This is a genomic window from Shewanella halifaxensis HAW-EB4, from assembly GCF_000019185.1.
Classification (GTDB): Bacteria; Pseudomonadota; Gammaproteobacteria; order Enterobacterales; family Shewanellaceae; genus Shewanella; species Shewanella halifaxensis.
In genome coordinates this window covers 589248-609621 of record NC_010334.1, presented here as the reverse complement: position 1 = coordinate 609621, position 20374 = coordinate 589248, and the positions used below count along the sequence as shown (strand labels likewise).

Below are 20374 nucleotides of genomic sequence, written 5' to 3'. Positions count from 1 at the left end.
TTAGTGAGTCATAGTTTACTACTGTCTCAGTATATTTATTAGATAGCTAAAAAATCACCCACTGTTTCACAGGTGTAACAATGATAGATCTCAATCGCATCCAAATGTTTGCCCAAGTCGTCGAGCAAGGCAGTTTTACTCGAGCAGCCAACGCCTTAGGTCTGACTAAGGCTACCGTGAGCCGAAAAGTCGCCGAGCTGGAAGCCGATGCTGGGGTGCAGTTACTGCATCGGACCACTCGCGCACTTAAGCTCACCGAGGCCGGAGCCGACTACTTTCATCGTGTAAACCGGATCTTAACGGATCTTAAAAATGCCGAAGATCAGCTCAGTGCTCGGCAGCAGACGATTAAGGGCCACCTTAAGATTGTCTGCCCAATCGAGATGGGTCAGCTCTATTTTGGGCGGGTCTTCGCCCAGTTTCTGGCGCTCTACCCCGATATCACCATCGAAGCCGAGCTGACTAATAGACAGGTAGATGTGATAGCTGAAGGGGTTGATCTATTGTTTCAGATCACCGCAGAAACCGATGATAGATTAAAAAGTTACGCCCTTATCAATACCCCAAAAATCTTAATGGCAAGCCCTGAGTATCTCGATAAATTCGGCGAGCCCACAACCCCAGAGCAGTTACAGGAGCATCAATGTATCCGTATTAGCTCGCCCCATATTGACGGTAACTGGACACTGTTTAATGGCAAAGAATGGGTGACGATAGAGCCGGAATCGAGACTTGAGACCAACAATATTACCCTGATGCGCGAAGCAGCATTAGAAGGGTTAGGCATTGCTGCCATTCCTTTAGTGATTGCAAACGATGCCCTAGAGAAAGGGAAGCTCGTAACGGTACTGAATGACTTTCCGATGAAACAAAGTCTGGTCACCATGAGCATGCCACAGCGAGTGTACCTGCCACGGCGTTACCGTGTGTTTATCGAGTTCCTCTATCAAGCATTATTTAATAACTGGCAAGATAAAGTACTAGATCTACCTGATTTTATCGAACGCCCCGAATTCAATAATAATTAAGAGTAGAAAAAAGGCGCTAGATAAACTCTATTCAAAATCAGCAGAAAACTATCTCGAATAGAGGTTAAATCGCGCCTCAAAAAGTCATGGGCTAACTATTTGCAGGGAGAAGCTAGCCCTTACTTTTTATTCTTTACGGTCAAACACGTGATACTTCTCAATTCCGTATGAGCGCCCCTCTGCATGACACGTTGCACAAGACTCAGATGTGCCTTGGGTAAACCAATCACCCGCTTTGTTTACTTCAAGGTTAAGCTCACCACCGTTTGAGATCATATGGTTCAGCGCTTGGTCATTATTATGACAGGCAAAACAGTTTGCGGTAATAGGACTTGAGGCAACACCAGACTCTCCGGCATTTCCACCATTGAAGGCTCTAGAAAGCATATACTGGTTTGGTACAGCGTTAAGATCGATACCATCGGCATGACAAGCCACGCAGTTATCGGCATTCAGCTTTGCCGCTGAGTTTGTTAGCGCAACCTCATTATCTCGGCTAATTTCAGAGCCAATAACAGACTGCAATCCCCAGTGTTGTGCATGCACTAACGGACCAAAGCCTGGCGCACTATTCGCTTTCCAACCCGTTTGTTCTCCATCGCTATTCTTTACTGCAATGGTGTAGCCAGCATTAATGCGGAAGCTATCGGTTTCAAATGCATCCATTGCAACGACTCGCTGTCCTGCGCGATCTTGACCATTGTTATGACAAGCCACACAATCTAAACCACCATCACTATAGCTACCATTCTTGTGATAGTTAGTCTCGTTGTTATGACAAGTGGTACAGCTATCAAGTGTGACGCTGTGGCGACGGTTATACTCTTGCAGTTTTTCCTCATTTCTATCAACAACGTCCGAGTAACTCGTCAGTGAAACACCATCATAGCCGCCATCGTCATCTTGCTGCTTGAAGGTCACTCTCGAGCTTGCGGTAAAGCCTGCATTAGCGAAGCCTGCATCAATACCATCTAAGCGCACGTAACACGCCGCTCTAGAGCCATCAGGATTTTCAATATACTGGCTATTTGTTACGCCACCAGAATCTCGTGGGCTTGGGCGACCGACTATTGAATCATTGTCATAGGCGTGAATATAGGCTCCCGCATAGGTTAACGTGCCTGCTGCATATAACTGTGCAATATTAAGCTGTACGTCTGTTCCTGAATCGGTATTAAACAGTGCGATATCAGTACACCAGCCTCCGGTTGTTTCATGGTCATCCCACTCCAAACTGCTATTGGTGTATGGGGCTGATGTCGTCGTGTAATGCTGCGCTCTAATGTCGGCTCTTTCACCCACTTTCTTATGGAATTGACGCACGTCATCGGTCTCGTCGAAGCTACTGTAGGTCATCGCAACCGAAGTCGTACCAACGCCTGCAGCATCATGACAGTCGGTACAGGTATCCATGCTATTTACCTTGGTGATAGGCTCTGCATGACAGGTGTAGCAATTAGCAGGCTCAAAGTCTTTTTCAAACTTCTGATGATTGATATGACCAATCTTCTGCATTGTATTTTTTGCATAACCGCCTTTATCACGCACCACATTACCATGACAAACCATACAGCCTGCGACCAGATCGGTTTCGCCATCGGTATTAATGGCCGTGTAGCTTGGATGCTTTAATTTAGACGCCGCATAATCGACGTGACAACCATGACAAGTCGCCGTTGAAGTGGTGTGTAGGCTTTCCGTCTTATCAACGACAATATAGTTTGACTTGGCGATATTCTCACCGCCTCCGACTGCGAGTCGAATGATCCCCTCTGTCCCTGCATTGACTGCTGGCATGGGTGCTAAAAATTCATAACGACCATTTTCAGTCATGTTGAGACTTGCCCCTTCAGTCTCCTCATTAGCATTACCACCAGCAATGGTGCCTTCGAAATCAGGACGGCTGCGTGCGATGCCTTTATCTGTCAGCTCCGCAACCTCAGCGCTCACTTTTTCGAGGCCACTGACAAGCAGCCCCTCCTCGTTAGTGACTTCAAACTCAAAACGCACCACGCCCTCTTCTAGGGTGTGGCTCAGCACTTCAACATTGGTGATCTCTGTCGCGTCGACGACGGGTGGCAGCGGGCTGATGCCATCTTCATCATCACTACCATCTTTACCGTCACTACAGGCTGCTAGACCGAAAGCGGTGGCGACAATTAATGCCACACTACATTTATTAAATTTTCTCATCATCACTCCATAATTTTTATTAAGTCGTGACCTTTTACTCCCCCGTAAATACCTTATTAGTAGTAACGGCTCATTTTTGTGACAAATTCCCCAACAATTAATTTATTTAATATAAATGGCGAAATTAACAAACAAACATCAATAATACATAAAATGATTAATATTTAATTAATCAAACAAAAACCAGCGCAGGAAATTAAAACCCAATAAAAACAAGTGCAAGCATAAGAATTGTAATAATACAAAATCGACAGCAACAACAAGCAACGGTTATCAATTAAGGATTAATTAAGCGGACGCTATACCGTATAAAGGGAAATTATCGAAATAGTTAGAAGGAAAATAAAAATGCTCTGATAAATATGCCAGAAAACCTGTTTAAACTAGAAGTAAGATCATACTCAACAACAAATGTAACTAGGTAACTAACATTTATTGATGATAATTAATCGCCATAAATCTAAATCAGCATCAACGGATTAGGTTACATTACCAAGCAGCTTTAGTCATGCCTTTAGCTAGGTATCGATACGAGCCAACTCTCATTATTAATCTCTAGCTCTAACCGCCACACTGAGTTCGCCGTCTTAGTGCCATATTCTCATCAATAGACGGGATACCCACCACGATGTAAGCGATTACCAATCAAAACTAGGGGGAAATCTAGCTTTAGCGGCTTTAGTCGCTAGGATTAAACACAATTAATGGCTAGGATTAGTATTTTTAAAGGTCTGCACCTGATTTGTTTCGATAAATCTGCTAACATTGCTGCCAATTTTTTAAGCTTAGTGAGAAAGATCAAGATGGGCAGAGCATACCAAAACAAAAAAGAATCCATGGCGAAAACCGCTGGGCAAAAAACCAGAATCTATTCTCGATATGGGAAGGAACTGTACGTTTGCGCCAAGAATGGTGGTTTTGATCCTGACGGCAACCTTGCACTTCGCACCATGATCGCCAAGGCAAAGAAAGACCAAGTACCTGCACACGTTATTGAACGCGCAATCGAAAAAGCTCGTGGCGGTGGTGGTGAAGACTACGAAACAGCACGTTATGAAGGCTTTGGTCCTGGCGGTTGCATGGTAATTGCCGACTGCTTAACTGATAACGTTAAGCGAACTTTCACCGAAGTTCGCCAAGCATTCGTTAAAAACGATGCCAAGCTAGGCGGTCCTGGTACTGTTGGCCACATGTTCGATCATCAAGCGGTATTCGTATTCGCTGGCGATGACGAAGATGCGATTCTTGAAATGCTAATGATGGCTGACGTTGATGTAACTGACGTTGAACTAGAAGATGGCATGATAAGCGTTTATGCACCGCACACTGAATTCTTCAAGGTTAAAACAGCATTAGCCGCTGAACTACCAGAAGATACTGACTACGTTATGGAAGAGATTACTTTCTTACCACAGACAATGACAGCCATTACTGATGCGGAAGAGATTGAGCAGTTCGAAAAATTCCTAGCCGCACTAGAAGATTGTGATGACGTGCAAAACGTTTACCACAACGCAGAGCTTCCACAGTAAGAGTTACTACTATTAACGCTTACCTCTACTGACTCGCGAAACGCGAGTCAGCAAAAAGGCACTCAATGAGTGCCTTTTTTATTGTCTGCGATTTGCAATTACTTCTTCAGTAAGTAACGTAGCATCACACCCTGCTGGCTGATATCGAGAACCTCGTAACCGTGGTTCTTAGCATCGTTAGGAATATTATTGATCGACTGTGAACAATCGGTAATCACTTCTAATACTTCACCCGGTTTGAGTGACTGCATCGCCTCAAGTGTCGCCACGGCAGGGTAAGGACAAGGCTCACCATAAATTTCTAGATTGTAATCAGGTACGATAGTTGCTGGCATATTATGCTCCTCAGCAAAAAAGGCTCAAATCAACTTGAGCCGAATATAAAGTAAATGCTGTTATCAATATAGCCTTTAGCCTTTAACGCTAGCGGCCTCTGCTTGATGGGCGACATTGGCTAGTGCAGCTTCTTTCAAGCTGTTTTGCTTTTTAAAGAAGCGCTGCTCCCAGACTAAAATCAGCACAAAGGATAAGCCCAGCAATAGATAGGTGACACCTAGACCGCCTAACGGTCCAAACAGATCGAGTAAATTGATTTTATCCCAGTCAGTTGCTAATGGGGCGGCAATATCATCCCAGTAATAAGCCAAAATGGTCGCGCCGATAATGTTACCAAGCCCCACCCACCAAAAATGCACTTGGCCTTCTAATGCACGGTACATCCAACCGGTTTCACAGCCGCCCGCGATAACAATACCGATGCCAAATAGTAAGCCACCAATCACCGCATTCGGACCAGCCCACAGGGTTTTAGGCGTCATGCCTAGCTGCACATAGCTGTAAATGCCGATAACACTCACAGCCATGCCTAAGATAATCGCCTTAGCCATATGGGTACGGCCAGTGATCCACATATCTCTAAATGCTGAGGTAAAGCAGATCTGCGCGCGCTCAATCAACAGGCCAAATATAATGCCCATTAACATGGCAATGCCCAGCTTAGTCGAGCTCTGCATGATATAGAGTGACCCCACTATCATGGCTGCAAACACAACCCAGCCCAAGCGGAAACGGTTTTGTACCTGATTTGGATTAGGCTTGGCAATTTTCTTAAGTCCACCTAACTTTACCGTGGCCGTTGAGCGGAAAAACGGCAACAAGGTGATCTTAGCGCCAATATAAGTACCTGCGGCGGCCGCAAAGGCAAAAATCCACGCGTGCAGCGTAAATTGCGGAATACCGGTGAAGAAAGCAGCCAAGTTACAACCCATGGCAAGGCGCGCGCCAAAGCCTGCAATCATGCCACCTATCAGCGCCTGTGCGATGCGCTTCTTGGAGCTTGGCATACGTAGCTTCATGTTGTTGGCCCATAGCACCGCAGCTAAACAACCACCAAACATACCAATAATCATCACGCCGCCCACACGGTCCAGCGGTGTTCCCTGTAAACCAATGATCTTAAAATATTGCCATGACTCCGGCTCTGCGCCGAACCACTGCAATATATGCCCACCCCAGCGAGTAAACTCCCCCGTTACCGCCCAAAGTGATCCGGTAAGACCAAAAAAGTAGGTCGACAAAATACCTGCCGCAATAACGGCGGCAAAAGGCGACCAAAATTTAATAAAAAACTGATTTTTAAACGTTAACCACATAGTTAAAATTACCAACTAACATTAAGTGCTTAAATTACAACCTAAATTAAAAGATTGAATTACAAGCCTAATTACATAACAGCTAAGTTATTGTTATCAATATTACTTAGTGTTTCATTACATAAATACAACCTTTCGGGATGGGTATATATTGTCACTCTATTTTCACGACAAAACCCAACCAAAGTAATATTCGATCGGTTTGCGATATCAATCGCTAACGAAGTTGCAGAAGAAATTGCAAATATAATACTAATATTTGCAATAGCGGCTTTTTGCACCATTTCAAAACTGGCTCGACTGGTTAATAGCAACGCCGAATGACGAGCCTGATTATCGCAGCTGATATGACCAATTAATTTATCGAGGGCCACATGGCGGCCAACATCTTCGAAGCAGCACATAATATCACCTTCTGTCGACAACATGGCAGCAGCATGTGTCGCTCCAGTCAAATTAAATGCATTTTGATGCTTATAAAGATTACTTAAGGCTATTTTTAAGCTGTTTAGATTAAACTTTTCAGCCCCTGTGACTTTTACAATCGGTTTAACCGTTTGCTCTATCTGCTCGATACCACAAAGTCCACAGCCTGTGCGCCCAGCAAGGCTACGACGATGCTCTTTTAACTGCATAAAGCTGCGTTGGCTTATCTCAATGTGCACCAATACTCCGGTAGCTATCGTTTCTATTTCGATGGAGCGGATCTCTTTCACATCTTCGATAATCGATTCAGATAAACTAAAACCGATGGCAAACTCTTTTAATGCCGTTGGGCAGGCCATCATTACCACGTGGGAGATGCCATTATAAATCAGCGCAACCCTGACCTCTTTCGCCACCGTTTCAATTAATGCTTGCTCTCTATCATTGCGAAAACAAGTGACTGCAGTCTGCTCGGTAATATTATTTAAGCCACACACAAGTTCCGTCATAGCGTTGTTCCATTTCTTCTGCTAAGTAATGTTCCACCTAACGATTTGAGTATCGATAAATGGATAGATGTAAATAGGACTCACACTTCGTAAACATATAAGTCGATTAATATCGTTAAAAAAACACACTCTCTGCCATCGCAGCATTCTGTGGTCTGGTAAATAATGTCCCACTTAGCGATCTGAATATCGATAAATGTAACTTGGACTCACATTTAATAAAGTTTGAAACCGACCGATATTGTTTAGCTAAAAACAATTATCTATTATTCCCGCAAGTGATACGGAAGAACGTCGTTTCCGGTGAAACGTCTGGATTTCAAATCCAGGTGGGGCTGCCAGCAGTCCCGGGTAGGTTCAACTCCTATGTTCTTCCGCCAAATCACTCGATATAAAGATGCTACTGTCTCTTATGACCCTCGAATTATCCTTTCGCTTTCGCCACGTTAATCCACTGCGGTCATAAAACTCTAAAAGTTGAATACTGGCTTTTCTGCCTAGCTTAATAATCGAATTAAAATCGGCGGTTTTTATTTCGCCACAAACATTAATTTGTTGTCTGATAACATCGGCGTAAAAATAAAGACTTTCGGTTAACATAAAGCGGTCTTTAATAATGGCGGATAAGTAACCTAATTGAATCAACTTACGGCAAAGTAACCGCACAACAGTTAGCTCAAGGTTAAGTTCCTTAGCCAGATCAGATGACCACAAAGGACCATTTGCTGCCAACATCAACTGTTTAATGCTGAGCCACTGCTGTTGCTCTTGCTCCGATAAGCTTAAGCTGTGCCTCGGTAGGTGCAACAGGCCGCGGGTGCTCTGCAGCAGTTGCTGCTCACGCAGACTATCCGTAAGCTTGAGCAGTACAGCCAAAGGATATTTTCCATGAGTCATGCGCTGTAGGCGGTTAATGCTTAGTCCAAGCAGTTCTGGAGATGCCTGATGGTAGTCTTCCACTAGGGTTAATAGCTGAGTCTCAATCTGCTGCTTTAATGTGTGAGATAGCAGGTAGCCATCAAGCTCTAGTAGCTGTTCATCGGCTAATAGCCGAGCCTGATCCGTTAGCTGATTGGCCCACATGAAGTCAGACTTCTTCACGCAGTGATCTTGTGTTTGAACTTGCAAGCTGCGCTTAACTGAGCTGCACTCTTTTAGTGCCTCTATATAAGCCAAACGTTCAGGACTACGCTTGCCTCGTTTTGGCGGATTAATATCTAACACTCGCAGCGCACCTAGAGTGGTCTTAGCCGCACTATCACGCACAATGATTCGGTCTTGTTCCACGCAATGAAGTGACTGCTCACACTGAAGTTCCACCAAGGCTTTGCCGTCGGCAAGGCTCTGCAATAACCCAAGACGAGCCGTGGTGTGGCTATTACCTAAGTGCACTTGCACAGCTTGCCAGTGCTTAAATGAAGAGCTGGATTCGAACACACCGCAAATCACCTTAGGCGCTTCAATAACTGCAACAGCAGGCTCAAGTGCCGTTAGCCAATCGCCGCGCTGGGCGCCCCGATGTTGGTCTACTCCGGTTAAGTTAAGCGCCACGCGCTGACAATGATGCGCCTTATCAGTGACACGACCTTGGCTATGTAGGCTTCTGACTTTTACCGCTTTACGCTGCCCTGAAAGATATAGACTTTGCCCCTGACTCACCTGCCCACTAATCACGGTGCCGGTGACGACAAGGCCTGCACCTTTAACGCTAAAGGCTCGGTCGATCGCCATGCGAAAGCTAGACTCTACACTTAACTGATTCAGCGTTTTTGTTTGGGCTTCGGCCAGCAGTTTAATGGCAAGGCTAAGCTCAGTAATGCCAAAGCCTGTCTGCGCTGACACCACATAAATAACACTCTGCCTGTGATGGTGCGCGAGTAGTTCACTCACCTCAAGTTTGACAATCTCAACGCGTTCGCTGTCAACCTTATCTTGCTTGGTCAGCACCACGATTAAGTGCTCAAGATTAAGCAGCTGTAAGATGGCTAAATGCTCATGGGTTTGCGGCATCACGCCGTCATCACAGGCGATAATCAATAGCGCATGCTTGGCGCAGCTCACTCCTGCGAGCATGGTATTGATAAACTTACTGTGGCCCGGCACATCGACAAAGGCCAGACGTTTATCATCCGCCAAATCCATAAAGGCATAGCCCAATTCTATGGTCATGCCACGCTGTTTCTCTTCCGGTAAGCGGTCGGCATCTGTACCGGTTAGTGCTTGAATTAAACTTGTTTTGCCGTGATCTACATGGCCAGAGGTGACGATAATCATTGGCTCACTCCTGAGCACTGCGCAGCGATATTGGCGGCTATCTGTACTAATACCTGAGCCAGTTGTTCATCGTTATCACTCCCACGCAGATCGAGCCAAAGCTGATTCGCGGTAATGCGGCCGATGATCGGGATCTGAGCGGTTTTAAAGTGGCTATCGAGTTGCTGCAGGCTTAACTGACTATCAGGTTTTTGGCTAAAGCAAAGTGATACCGAATCCAGCAATACATCGGGCTGAGAGCCGCTTCCCACCTGGGTTTGACTTGCCTTAATCGTCACATTGAAATGGGATAAAAACTCGGTACAGACAATGAGCAGTTGCTCTGCAAGTTGCTCAAGCTCTGGCTGTGGCCGCGATAACTTTTTAAAGATCGGCAGCAGGCTATCTAATGATTCAGGGTTACGGTATTGCATCAAGGTGGCTTCAAGTGCCGCCAAGGTCATCTTGTCGCAGCGCAGCGCCCGCTTGAGTGGGTGCGCTTGCAGCTTGGCGATTAACTCTGAATCACCAACCACTAACCCAGCTTGCGGGCCACCTAGTAGTTTATCGCCCGAAAAACTCACTAAGTTAACACCATCGCTCAGCATCTGCTGCGGCATCGGCTCTTTTGATAGCCCAAAGCGCGACAGGTCGGTGAGTGCACCGCTACCAAGGTCTGAGATGAGCGCGATGCCTCGCTCTTGGCACAATGCGGCAAGTTCAGCTTCTTCGGTCACCTTAGTAAAACCAGAGATATGATAGTTACTGGTGTGCACCTTCATGATGGCGGCGGTGTTGTCGGTAATCGCTGCGGCGTAATCTTTAAGGTGAGTACGATTAGTGCAGCCCACTTCCACCAGCTTGCAACCCGCCTGCGCCATAATGTCGGGAATACGAAATGCGCCGCCAATCTCCACCAGTTCACCGCGAGAGACGATCACCTCTTTGCCTGCCGAGGTTGCGGCTAACATCAACAGCACTGCAGCGGCATTATTATTAACGATGCAGCAACTCTGTGCGCCTGTAAGCTCATGAATAAGCGCCGATATTGCGCTATCACGGTGGCCACGCTTACCTTGGCCCATATCAAACTCCAGCGGCACCGGATGACGCATCACCTTAGTCACGGCATCGATAGCGGCTTCGCACATCTGCGAACGCCCCAAGTTGGTATGCAATATGGTGCCAGTGAGGTTGAAAACCGGCGTCATACTTTGGCGCAGGGCTAAAACAAGCCTGCGCTCAAGCTCAGTGACTATCTTTGTTTGATTCAAGCACCAGCTTGGCAGGCTTCGACTCTTTGCGATTTGCTGGCGCGCATCTTTGAGCATTTGTGCTAATAAAGATTTAATCCAAGGCTTGCCCTGTTGGTCGGTAAAACGTATCACTTGAGGTATCAGTAGCAAACTGTCCATTGCAGGTAAACAACGGTAGAGGGCTTGGGTTGAGTTGATAGCTTGAGTCATAGGTCTTCGTCTGGTCGTCTGTTTATAAAAAAATGAGTTATAAAAATTTGTTAATTGAGCGAGTTAACTGAACTGGGTTGATTTAACTCAGTTAATAAAAGAGCCGCACCGAAATACGGCTCTTGTTTGACTTACTTAGGAGTGACTAGTGGATGTTACCCACTTTAGGCTGAACCACAGACTCCTGAGGCTCATTCTCTAGCTGAGGCTCTTGCTCATGAGCTAGTAGCAGAGGGTTAACCGTGGTTGCACTATAACCTTGCTCAACCAAATGGCTATCCATCACCAGAGTCGCTAAATCGTCTGCCGCTACCTCAAGTCTAGGGTTGATGTCGGTAAAGAACATCTTGGTATAACCCTTACAGGTATCGCAGCTTTCAACACGAATAGCAGCCTTAGTTTCGGTTTCAGCCCATAGGAACACGCCTTTGCTTTCACCACATGAGGTGCACTCGGCGCGCACTTCATGCCACTCGGTTTCACACAGGCTGCAATGCAAGTAGCGCAGTCCAGTGCGCGGCACTTCCTTGATCACGCTGCCTACAGGGTGGCTGCCACAAACGGGACATAATCGTTTGTGGGCCTGTGCCGCGTCAGCTAATCCTTGTGCCACTTCAACCGCCCAATGTGACCAATACACCGACAGTGCCGCCCAAATAAATAGGCTGTACTGCGCGGGTACTTCGGCAAAGCGTCCGCTAAGCATGGACTTGGCATAACCTTGCAACACATCGGCTTCAGCTTTAGCCAGTTCCTTTAGTACCACATGCAAGTCAGTACTGACTTTTGGCATTAACTCACTAATCAGCTCCAGCAATACCGACTGCCAATAGTTGCCCCACTCAAAGTGCTGCTGCGCCATCGGCTGGCTTTGGCTTAGATCTAACTTTGGTTTTGGACCAAAACAGCTCTTTGCCGCCTCACCATACAGTGCCGCTACCTTTTGCTGAGCACCAACTAACTGCTCGAGCAAGCCAAAGTATTCTGCTAGTCCAGACTCCTCGGCTAACTCGGCGAGTCGCTGCGCCCTAAATTGATAAACGGCTTTGGGATCAGCAGGGATCACGGTTTTGATCTCCAATGACTGAGTTGGGATCTTTTCGGCGTCGAGTATTGCTGTGCTCATAATTAGTGTTTTTCCTGCTTATTAGTCTTTAATTCAGGATCGTTTAGCATGTTAGGGTGATGCTTCTTGCACCAAGCCCGCGACACATAGCCGTACAACATGCCAGCAACCGATCCTTCCACCCAAGTGGCCATCCAAAAATGCACAATCACAAAGATCAACATGATCACTGCGCAGATTGCGTGGATCAAAATGGCCCACTGGATTGTTATAGCCGCGAAGTGTGGGGCAAAGTAAGGCTGCCACATCATGAAACCAGTAATCGTCAAGCCGATTGAGGTCACCACGAAGGTGCGGAACAGCACTTTTTGACCTGGGTTGTAATGGCCGATAGCGGGGATCTTGTCCTCGTTTTCGAACATCACATCCTTAATCGCTAACATCCATGTCAGGTCATTCTTTTCCCACTTGTTATGGTGGTAATAGCGCACTAGCATCAGCATTAGCGGTAAGCACATCAGCAAACCGGCAATCGGATGAACAAAACGCGCCATCTGTGGCGTACCTGCAATCGATCCCAACCATTGAAATGATGGGAAGAAGAATGCAAAGCCTGTTAGGAATGTCACCAAACCTGCGGCAACCACAAACCAGTGACAGATGCGGTCGAACAACTTATGACGCAAAATCATATTCTGCTTATGCATGAGTGTTACTCCTTATCTGACTTGTCTGAGTGAGTGTGGTCAAACGCTGCCGGCTCATCTTCTTCGACGATATTACGGCCCACAGTGATACGGTGTAGACAGGCCACCGCCACGGTCGCGAGAATACCCGCTGTACCTAATGGCTTAACCACGTCTTGCCACAGTTTCACTGGCACGCTTGTTTTTGGATCGGCTGGTAAGCCATAGTTTTCAGGCTGGCTAACATCATGCAAGATCATCATCATGCCAGTGCCACCCACGCCCTCAGGACTGTACAGACCCGCTTTAGTGAAGCCTTGTTTATGCAGTTCTTTAATTCGAAGGTCTGCAATAAACAACATATCTTCACGCGTACCGTATTTAAGCGCCCCAGTAACACAAGACTTCACACACGCTGGCTCTTGACCAACTTGTAGACGGTCAGAGCACATGCTGCACTTGTAGGCTTTTTGATCGATAGGGTCGAGTCTTGGTACATCGAACGGACAAGCCGATACACAGTAACCACAACCCGTACACTTATCAGATTCAAAATCGACAACGCCGTTAGCACGCTGAACAATCGCCCCTTTAGTCGAGCAAGCCGTTAAGCAGGCTGGATCAGCACAATGCATGCAAGCACTATGAGTAAAGTTCCAGCGTAACTTGTTGTCCTGCTCAATTTCGTTGTACTTCATCAGTGTCCAGCACTCTGAAGACAGATCCATTGGGTTCTGGTAACTACCTTGGAAGCTGCCGACTGGCGCTCTGAGGTCATTCCATTCAGAACAGGAAACCTGACAAGCTTTACAGCCGCTACACTTAGTGGCATCAAATAACTTGGCCACCTTGCTTAATTTGCGGCGTACCTGCGCAGCAGGGGTGAGCTCTGATGTACCAGAGCTTAAAATAATATCTTGAGCAGACATGATTACACTCCCTCAGCCTTAGTAATATCCACTAGGAACGCTTTATATTCAGGTGCTTGAGTATTAGCATCACCCACTTCAGTGGTCAGTACGTTACAGCTAGAACTTCTACGAGTTAGACCGTTATAGCCACCATGACGTGGCAAGCCAACCGTATGCACCATCTGCCCGTTAACCTTGAGTGGTTGTAGACGCTTAGTCACCAAAGCCTTGGTCATCAAGCTACCACGCTTAGAGCTAACCTTGACCCAATCACCATTGTTAATACCCTTCGCCGCTGCCAGAATTTCATCCAGCTCAACAAAAGTTTCAGGCATAGAGATAGCCGCTAAACGACAGTGAATCGTCCAGAAGTTAAAGTGCTCTGTTAATGAGTAAGTGGTACACACATAAGGGAACTCATTATGTGAACCAAGCGTTTCGGCCACGCCAGGTAGCATGCGAACCGCAGGGTTACTGATCACGTTCGGGTGCAATGGGTTGGTGCCGATAGGCGTCTCCATTGGCTCGTAATGTTCAGGGAATGGTCCTTCAGCTAACATTTTTAGCGCGAAGAATCGGCCCACACCCTCAGGCTGCATGATGAACGGATGCGCCGACTCTTTTGGCGATAACTTCATATTGAAGTCACCCACATCGATGCCATGCCACTTACCATTGGTCCATTCAACGATGACGCGACTTGGATCCCATGGCTTACCGTTAACATCACAAGATGCACGGTTATAGAGTACGCGGCGGTTTGCTGGCCACGAGAATGCCCAACCCGGTGTAATACCCTTACCTGAGGTATCAGAGTTATCACGGCGGGCCATCATGTTGCCCTGCTCAGTCCAACTACCCGAGTAGATCCAGCAACCACATGAAGTACTACCGTCATCTTTTAACTGGCTAAAGCTATCTAGCTGCTTACCTGTTTTAAGATCGATACCGTTAAGCTCTTTTGCCACTTCTTCGCCATGTGGTGTATGTGGATTATGGTAGTCCCATTTCACCGCATCAATCGGCTCAGGTAATACCCCACCTTCGGCTTTATAAAGCTCACGCAGCTGCATCATGATCCCCGATAGGATCTCAGCATCTGGCTTAGATTCGCCCGGTGGATTCGCGCCCTTCCAATGCCACTGCATCCAGCGACCCGAGTTAACGATACAGCCTTCTTCTTCGGCAAATAACGTCGTAGGTAAGCGGAACACTTGAGTCTGAATATCGCTTGGGTCAACATTGTTGTATTCGCCAGCTTTTTTCCAGAACACCGAAGTTTCAGTCGCTAACGGATCCATCACCACTAAGTACTTAAGCTTGCACAATGCAGCCAAGGTTTTATTACGGTTTGGCATAGAGTTAATCGCGTTAACCCCTTGCACAAAGTAGCCGTTAACCTGACCGTGGTACATCATGTCGATATGTTTTGTATAGTCGTACTGCAAGTCCCACTTAGGTAACCAGTCATAACCAAAGTTATTCGCCGCGGTTGCATTCTCGCCCCAGAAACTCTTCATCTGTGAGATAAAGAACTTAGGATAGTTAGACCAATAGTTAGTTTGGCCTGGACGCAACGCTTTAGGCGTATAGTTTTCAAGGTATGTGGCTAAGTCTGTATCGTTATCATTTGGCAGCTTCAAATAGCCCGGCAGGTTCTGGCATAGCAGTCCCATATCGGTTGCGCCCTGTACGTTTGAGTGACCACGAAGTGCGTTTACACCGCCACCCAACACGCCGATATTACCCAGCAGCAACTGTACCAACGCCATAGAACGGATGTTCTGTGCGCCTTTGGTATGGTGAGTCCATCCTAGTGCGTACAAGAATGTCGCCGCTTTATTATGAACGTGAGTGCTACCAATAAGCGCACAAACTTTCTCATAATCTTCAACGGGCGTACCGGTAATATTACTAACCGTTTCAAAGTCATAGCGATCGACATGATGCTTTAATAAGTTCCACACACAACGTTGGTGCTCATAAGTGTCATCGACTTTAGCGTAGCCATCTTCATCTAATTCGTAGTACCAGGTTTCTTTGTCGTAAGTGCGGCTCTTATCATCAAAACCACTAAATAGACCTTCATTGAATTCGTAATCATCGCGCACTATGTAACTAGCGTTGGTATACGCTTTGACATAGTCGTAGTTAATTTGTTTAGTCTCAATAAGGTATCGACATAGACCTAAAAGGAATGCGATATCAGTACCACTACGAAGTGGAGCATAACAGTCAGCTAATGCAGCACTGCGGTTAAAACGTGGATCAACAACCACCAATTTGGCGTTATTGTGTTCCATTGCTTCTGTAACCCAGCCGAAACCGACAGGATGTGCTTCGGCGGCATTACCGCCCATGATCACCACGACATTTGCGTTCTTAATATCGATCCAGTGGTTGGTCATGGCACCGCGCCCAAATGTTGGAGCAAGACTTGCTACCGTTGGGGAGTGTCAGTTACGCGCAATAGTGTCGATGGCCACTAGGCCAAGAGAACGAGCAAACTTATGAGTGATAAAACCACCCTCGTTTGGCTGTGCAGACGAGGTCATCATGCCTGTGCTCAACCAACGGTTTACTGTGGTACCGTCACTGTTCTTTTCAATTAGGTTTGCATCGCGGTCATCTTTCATTAAACGCGCGATACGACCAAATGCTTCATTCCAGCTAATGCGTTTCCACTCGTTAGAACCAGCCTCACGCACTTCAGGGAAATGGTTACGATTAGGGCTATTTACATAGTCCACCAATCCTGCACCTTTAGGGCATAATGCGCCGCGGTTAACCGGATGGTCAGCGTCGCCTTCAATGTGGAAAATTGCTTGTTCGGCATTTTTGCCGTTACTGCCATTGCTGTACATCAGCAAGCCACAACCCACTGAACAATAACAGCAGTTATTGCGGGTCTCTTTTGCTCTCAACAACTTGTACTCACGAGGCGCCGCCATCGCAGTGCCGGGCATTAGTCCCAGCGCTGATATTGCCGATGTGGTCGCTCCGCAGGCACACAGTTTAAAAAACTGTCGTCTGTCCATATCACCCTCACACAATTAGTATTTTCTACTCTGACCGACTAACTCATCTCGGCATGTAGTTTTGGTTTTTCCGTTAATCCACTTTTAGTCCAACTTGTGCTACTTACCCGCAAGCTAAACAAAGGTTAATTAACGCGAGAGGATTATCCCTAAAGTCAGCTATACGAACAATTTATAACACACGACGTGGATCACACTAAAATCACAACAAAATAAAACACCAAAATAATGACACCATGAAAAACAATCAACCATAAGCACGCTAAAAGAACACTTAAAACCAGAGCAAATCCGGCGAAACCATAATTGACACCAAAGAGACACAATGACGCACCACCAATGGACAGTATGTCTCAACAGCAATGCGAATTAGATGTTAAATAGATTTAAGAGGAAACAGATAGCGATCTACATAAGGGGGCATGAGAGCAGGTCTAGCAAAAGATAATTAGGCAGGTTGCGCGATAACCGCTTTTTAATAACAGGCTCAGGCTATCTTTATGTTAGCAGTTAGCGGGTCAAGCTTAGACAATATGGCACACCTAAAACCATTGCATTATGAACGCAATGATCTGTCAGGCCTAAAAATAGAGTGATTTGCCGTTGAGTAAATTTAAACCGCTGTTCAACTAACCATGCTATTTCTGAATTTTCCAACTTGGTTGGTGGTGATTTTTCAACCAGAATGGCTTAATTTATGAGCCAAGAGTTTGGTTAGTATTAGGGATTGGCGAGCCTAGCTTTTTCCAGTTCAACTAAATAGCTGGCGATATCCATCACCTGCTTGGCCGAACTAGCCGAGTCATTCAGCACGATATAGCGGCCATTGACTAAGATGGTTGGCGTGCCATTGATCTCAGCCGATGACATCAGCTGTATCGCTTGCTTAAGCTTAGAGATGATATCTGCCGAATTGAGTTTCTCGTTAAACTTCTGCTGCGTTAAGCCATAACCACTTAAGAATACGCCAAGCTTTGCTTGCTGTTCATTTAGGTCTCTCACTTCCCGAAGGCCAACTATTTCTTCAAAAAGCGCGGCGTGCACCTGCTGCATATTTTCCATCTGCTGCACAATGAAAAACACTTTGGCATGTAGCTTCATGGCCTCACTCCACACCGCTGGCGACTGCACTAAGGTGACGCCATCAGCCATGGTTTTCTCCCAATCGTGTAGTGGTTTTTCAAAAAGCTGACAATGGGGACAGCCGTACCAGAAAAACTCGGTTACCGAAATATCATCATTACTAGCAGGGATCGGTGTTGCTAAAGTGCGGTAATGCACGCCTTCGACAAAACCTTCAACAAGGTTGCCGTCGACGTCCAGTTTAGACGGCTCGGAACAAGCTATCATAGCGAAGGTGAGAAACAGACTAACTAAGCGTTTTTTCATGACAGGTCCTTTTGTTCGCGTGATTGACTATATAGCTGGCTATTGCCAGTTAGACTCATCACCAGCACTCATCACATATTAGCCCAAAAACAAAAAGGCACTCAAATGAGTGCCTTTTACCTTACCAAACAACTCCCTGCAAAGGTTGTTTAATACCAATCAGTATAATTCTATTTATGAACAGCAATCTCGGCGCCACCAGTTTTTAGGAAGCTTATCCAAGAAGACTTTAGCCATTAGTATCGCAAGTATCACACCAGAGGTGTAAACGATGCCAGCCGGTAATAACTCATGCTGCTCACCAATTTGTGGCATCACCACAAAACCAAAAGTATCCACTAAGTAGTTAACCAATATGCCTGACACTAATGCCACGCCTAATACACCGCCCAAATAGCCATAGAGCGCACGCTTACCGAGCTCTTTAGTCACCACGCCAAGCGTTGCAATGTTCGTTGCTGGACCTGCCAGCATAAATACCAATACCGCACCAGGAGATACACCCGCTAATAGCAGGCCTGCCGCGATAGGCGTTGATGCCGTCGCACAGATATACATAGGCACAGAGATAAGCACCATCACTAGCATGGCGAGTATGCCATCACCCCACTTCGCCATAAAGTCAGCCGGTACGTAAGTTTGTACCAGTGCAGCGAAGAATAGACCTATCAACAACCAAATGGTGGTATCACGCACAAGATCGGTCGCCGCATAATGTAAACCTTTACCAATTCGGCTAATAACAGAGGTGCCCTTTAATTCTGTGGCGATATCTCTGGTGGACTCGCAGCAGCCTTCCGCTTCAGTGTCAGCCTGACCATGTACATGGCTGGAAGACTCGGCTTTTTTACTGCTACAACAGGATGACTTTTCAGCAACTACGGCCTCAACAGCTGGTGCTTTTTTACTTGAGCAGCACGATGCTTTCTCTGCTTTATACTCAACTTTTTTGCTACTACAACATGAAGCTACTGGCTCCACTTTAGCCTCGCCCTTGTTATTGCTACAACATGAGGCAACGGGCTCCACTTTTGGCGCTGATTTTTTACTGCTACAGCAAGATGCGGCAGACTCAGATTTTGGGGCGGCTCCTGCCTTAGCCTGCTCACTAACAACAGGCTTTCCATCATCGTCATCACGACCAACCAATAAGCCCGCTACGATGGCACTGATCACCGCCGCAATCGGTCTCACTATCGCCATAAATGGACCGAGAAGTACATATGAAACTGTCACCGAATCCACACCAGTTTCAGGCGTAGACACTAAAAATGAAGTTGTCGCGGCTTTCGATGCACCGCTACGACGCAAGCCCACTGCCGCAGGAATAACCCCACAAGAACACAGGGGTAAAGGTGCGCCAAGTATCGCAGCCTTAACCGTGGTTTTAAAACCGTGACCGCCTAGCTGCTTTTGCATCCAGACCATTGGCACGAACATTTTCAACATGCCTGCTAATACTAAGCCCAGTAACAACCAAGGCGCGGACTCTAGAAACAGCTCAATAAAGTTTTCAAATAACATAACTACTTCTCGTGTGTTTTCTTCGTTATCGATTTAGCTATCGATTTATCACTGCAGGTCTTAGTGAACTCTTGCTCACCGTGACGATGCTTGTCATTTTCACAGCGGATGCTGTCGGTATTCGACTCCAATGCTTCAAGAATCGAACAGTGCTCTGCGCTTTCAGGACCACCACAACAGGCCTGAGATAGGCGCTGCAGTGACAATTGAAAATGGTTTAGCTCGGCAATTTTCGCTTCAACATTAGCAAGTTTAACATCGACTAAGCCCTTCACATCGGCGCAGGCCCAATTAGACCTATCTAGCTCAATAGACAGCAGCTCAGTGATCTCCGCTAAGGTAAAACCCACCGCTTTAGCACGCAAAATAAAGCGTAAACGCTGGGCATCGGCCTCGGTATAGATCCGGTAACCGGAATCGGTACGAGACGATGGCGACAACAAGCCATGCTTTTCATAAAACCTTAAGGTATCGGTCTTCACTTCACACTGTTGTGCAAGCTCACCTATTCGATACATGCCAGCTCCAAATCAACCTTGAATTTAATATCGACATCAGAGAGTAAATCTTCAAATTGGTCTGATTTACTCGCTTGAATTTCTAAAGTATAAACCTTGGAGTTGTATCCAAGGTCAAGGGTTATTCTGCGCTTAAATAAACAAGAAAGCTTGTTCTGCTGAACGTATTGTGAAATCGCGCAG

Annotated in this window: 15 protein-coding genes and 1 tRNA gene; 3 read left to right on the top strand and 13 right to left on the bottom strand. The window is 46.4% G+C overall.

The genetic code is table 11. The features are described 5' to 3' along the window. The first annotated feature begins 80 nt into the window (after positions 1 to 80). Positions 81 to 1028 (top strand): LysR family transcriptional regulator, encoded by a 948-nt coding sequence (locus SHAL_RS02565; RefSeq protein ID WP_012275633.1) that lies wholly within the window; start codon positions 81 to 83, stop codon positions 1026 to 1028. A 126-nt stretch (positions 1029 to 1154) separates the two neighbouring features. Here SHAL_RS02565 and SHAL_RS02560 read toward each other — a convergent pair whose 3' ends face one another. Beyond that, positions 1155 to 3221, bottom strand: a complete 2067-nt coding sequence (locus SHAL_RS02560) for a multiheme c-type cytochrome (RefSeq protein WP_012275632.1) — start codon at positions 3219 to 3221, stop codon at positions 1155 to 1157. An 803-nt stretch (positions 3222 to 4024) separates the two neighbouring features. Between SHAL_RS02560 and SHAL_RS02555 the strand changes: the two genes are divergently transcribed. After that, positions 4025 to 4753, top strand: coding sequence for a YebC/PmpR family DNA-binding transcriptional regulator (locus tag SHAL_RS02555; protein WP_012275631.1), 729 nt, complete (start codon positions 4025 to 4027; stop codon positions 4751 to 4753). Positions 4754 to 4851: 98 nt separating this feature from the next. Here SHAL_RS02555 and yedF read toward each other — a convergent pair whose 3' ends face one another. The 3 genes from yedF to fdhD all read right to left on the bottom strand — a co-directional run bounded on the left by yedF (position 4852) and on the right by fdhD (position 7340). Beyond that, positions 4852 to 5088 (bottom strand): sulfurtransferase-like selenium metabolism protein YedF, encoded by a 237-nt coding sequence (yedF, locus tag SHAL_RS02550; RefSeq protein WP_012275630.1) that lies wholly within the window; start codon positions 5086 to 5088, stop codon positions 4852 to 4854. 75 nt (positions 5089 to 5163) lie between these two features. Continuing rightward, entirely contained in the window at positions 5164 to 6405 is a 1242-nt protein-coding gene (yedE, locus tag SHAL_RS02545; RefSeq protein ID WP_012275629.1) for a selenium metabolism membrane protein YedE/FdhT, read from the bottom strand. A 71-nt stretch (positions 6406 to 6476) separates the two neighbouring features. Next, a complete protein-coding gene (gene fdhD / locus SHAL_RS02540) occupies positions 6477 to 7340 on the bottom strand; it encodes a formate dehydrogenase accessory sulfurtransferase FdhD (RefSeq protein ID WP_012275628.1) in 864 nt (287 codons plus the stop codon). A gap of 285 nt (positions 7341 to 7625) precedes the next feature. Between fdhD and SHAL_RS23000 the strand changes: the two genes are divergently transcribed. Next, positions 7626 to 7720 (top strand) — tRNA-Sec (locus tag SHAL_RS23000). On the opposite strand, the gene selB is transcribed toward SHAL_RS23000, so the two are convergent. The 9 genes from selB to zntR form a co-directional block, all read right to left on the bottom strand. After that, positions 7698 to 9614 (bottom strand): selenocysteine-specific translation elongation factor, encoded by a 1917-nt coding sequence (selB, locus tag SHAL_RS02535; RefSeq protein WP_012275627.1) that lies wholly within the window; start codon positions 9612 to 9614, stop codon positions 7698 to 7700. The two genes, SHAL_RS23000 and selB, sit on opposite strands and share 23 nt — an antisense overlap. After that, the gene (gene selA / locus SHAL_RS02530; protein WP_012275626.1) at positions 9611 to 11059 is read right to left on the bottom strand and encodes an L-seryl-tRNA(Sec) selenium transferase; all 1449 of its coding nucleotides are present in this window, start codon (positions 11057 to 11059) and stop codon (positions 9611 to 9613) included. Before selA ends, selB begins: the two co-directional genes overlap by 4 nt. Positions 11060 to 11204: 145 nt before the next feature. Continuing rightward, positions 11205 to 12185: a formate dehydrogenase accessory protein FdhE gene (gene fdhE, locus SHAL_RS02525; RefSeq protein WP_012275625.1), complete on the bottom strand. Its 981-nt coding sequence runs from the start codon at positions 12183 to 12185 to the stop codon at positions 11205 to 11207. A gap of 2 nt (positions 12186 to 12187) precedes the next feature. Beyond that, positions 12188 to 12832, bottom strand: a complete 645-nt coding sequence (locus SHAL_RS02520; protein ID WP_012275624.1) for a formate dehydrogenase subunit gamma — start codon at positions 12830 to 12832, stop codon at positions 12188 to 12190. A 5-nt stretch (positions 12833 to 12837) separates the two neighbouring features. Continuing rightward, a complete protein-coding gene (fdxH, locus tag SHAL_RS02515) occupies positions 12838 to 13740 on the bottom strand; it encodes a formate dehydrogenase subunit beta (RefSeq protein ID WP_012275623.1) in 903 nt (300 codons plus the stop codon). Positions 13741 to 13742: 2 nt separating this feature from the next. Beyond that, positions 13743 to 16760, bottom strand: coding sequence for a formate dehydrogenase-N subunit alpha (fdnG, locus tag SHAL_RS02510; RefSeq protein WP_150102048.1), 3018 nt, complete (start codon positions 16758 to 16760; stop codon positions 13743 to 13745). 720 nt (positions 16761 to 17480) lie between these two features. Beyond that, positions 17481 to 18149 (bottom strand): thiol:disulfide interchange protein DsbA/DsbL, encoded by a 669-nt coding sequence (locus SHAL_RS02500; protein ID WP_012275620.1) that lies wholly within the window; start codon positions 18147 to 18149, stop codon positions 17481 to 17483. A 174-nt stretch (positions 18150 to 18323) separates the two neighbouring features. Then, entirely contained in the window at positions 18324 to 19673 is a 1350-nt protein-coding gene (locus SHAL_RS02495; RefSeq protein WP_012275619.1) for an SO_0444 family Cu/Zn efflux transporter, read from the bottom strand. 2 nt (positions 19674 to 19675) lie between these two features. Continuing rightward, positions 19676 to 20191, bottom strand: coding sequence for a Zn(2+)-responsive transcriptional regulator (gene zntR, locus SHAL_RS02490; RefSeq protein WP_012275618.1), 516 nt, complete (start codon positions 20189 to 20191; stop codon positions 19676 to 19678). Positions 20192 to 20374 lie beyond the last annotated feature (183 nt).

Excerpts from the sequence above, each read along its gene's own strand:
- SHAL_RS02565 (WP_012275633.1), top strand. The coding sequence starts at position 81 with ATGATAGATCTCAATCGCATCCAAATGTTTGCCCAAGTCGTCGAGCAA.
- SHAL_RS02560 (WP_012275632.1), bottom strand. The coding sequence starts at position 3,221 with ATGAGAAAATTTAATAAATGTAGTGTGGCATTAATTGTCGCCACCGCT.
- SHAL_RS02555 (WP_012275631.1), top strand. The coding sequence starts at position 4,025 with ATGGGCAGAGCATACCAAAACAAAAAAGAATCCATGGCGAAAACCGCT.
- yedF (WP_012275630.1), bottom strand. The coding sequence starts at position 5,088 with ATGCCAGCAACTATCGTACCTGATTACAATCTAGAAATTTATGGTGAG.
- yedE (WP_012275629.1), bottom strand. The coding sequence starts at position 6,405 with ATGTGGTTAACGTTTAAAAATCAGTTTTTTATTAAATTTTGGTCGCCT.
- fdhD (WP_012275628.1), bottom strand. The coding sequence starts at position 7,340 with ATGACGGAACTTGTGTGTGGCTTAAATAATATTACCGAGCAGACTGCA.
- selB (WP_012275627.1), bottom strand. The coding sequence starts at position 9,614 with ATGATTATCGTCACCTCTGGCCATGTAGATCACGGCAAAACAAGTTTA.
- selA (WP_012275626.1), bottom strand. The coding sequence starts at position 11,059 with ATGACTCAAGCTATCAACTCAACCCAAGCCCTCTACCGTTGTTTACCT.
- fdhE (WP_012275625.1), bottom strand. The coding sequence starts at position 12,185 with ATGAGCACAGCAATACTCGACGCCGAAAAGATCCCAACTCAGTCATTG.
- SHAL_RS02520 (WP_012275624.1), bottom strand. The coding sequence starts at position 12,832 with ATGCATAAGCAGAATATGATTTTGCGTCATAAGTTGTTCGACCGCATC.
- fdxH (WP_012275623.1), bottom strand. The coding sequence starts at position 13,740 with ATGTCTGCTCAAGATATTATTTTAAGCTCTGGTACATCAGAGCTCACC.
- SHAL_RS02500 (WP_012275620.1), bottom strand. The coding sequence starts at position 18,149 with ATGAAAAAACGCTTAGTTAGTCTGTTTCTCACCTTCGCTATGATAGCT.
- SHAL_RS02495 (WP_012275619.1), bottom strand. The coding sequence starts at position 19,673 with ATGTTATTTGAAAACTTTATTGAGCTGTTTCTAGAGTCCGCGCCTTGG.
- zntR (WP_012275618.1), bottom strand. The coding sequence starts at position 20,191 with ATGTATCGAATAGGTGAGCTTGCACAACAGTGTGAAGTGAAGACCGAT.